This is a genomic window from Endobacterium panacihumi (assembly GCF_050847465.1).
Classification (GTDB): domain Bacteria; phylum Pseudomonadota; class Alphaproteobacteria; order Rhizobiales; family Rhizobiaceae; genus Neorhizobium; species Neorhizobium panacihumi.
Genome location: NZ_JBOZRA010000030.1, coordinates 1 through 276 on the forward strand (window position 1 = coordinate 1; position 276 = coordinate 276).

Sequence of the window (276 nt, forward strand, 5' to 3'; positions counted from 1 at the left end):
CCGCAAGGAGGCAGCTAACCACGGTAGGGTCAGCGACTGGGGTGAAGTCGTAACAAGGTAGCCGTAGGGGAACCTGCGGCTGGATCACCTCCTTTCTAAGGAAGTTGTGGAATTGGTAAGACGCCTGACTTGGCAGAAATGTCTTGAACAGGATGAACCTTCCCGTACTTTTTAGAACAATAGATGGCACCAGTCAGGTGACCATCGAAACGCAATACGCCACGGAGCTGCTTCGATGCAGCCGGATGGTATGGCGAAGTGCCGCCGACTACGTTT

At 53.6% G+C, this 276-nt stretch carries 1 protein-coding gene and 1 rRNA gene; one reads left to right on the forward strand and one right to left on the reverse strand.

Translation table 11 applies throughout. The features are described from left to right. Window positions 1-95, forward strand: a 16S ribosomal RNA gene (locus tag ACRQ1B_RS29210); the annotation flags it as partial. Here the strand turns inward: ACRQ1B_RS29210 and ACRQ1B_RS29215 are convergent. Next, window positions 96-276, reverse strand: a 181-nt coding sequence (locus ACRQ1B_RS29215) for a hypothetical protein (protein ID WP_432297846.1), incomplete at its 5' end; no start/stop codon positions are given.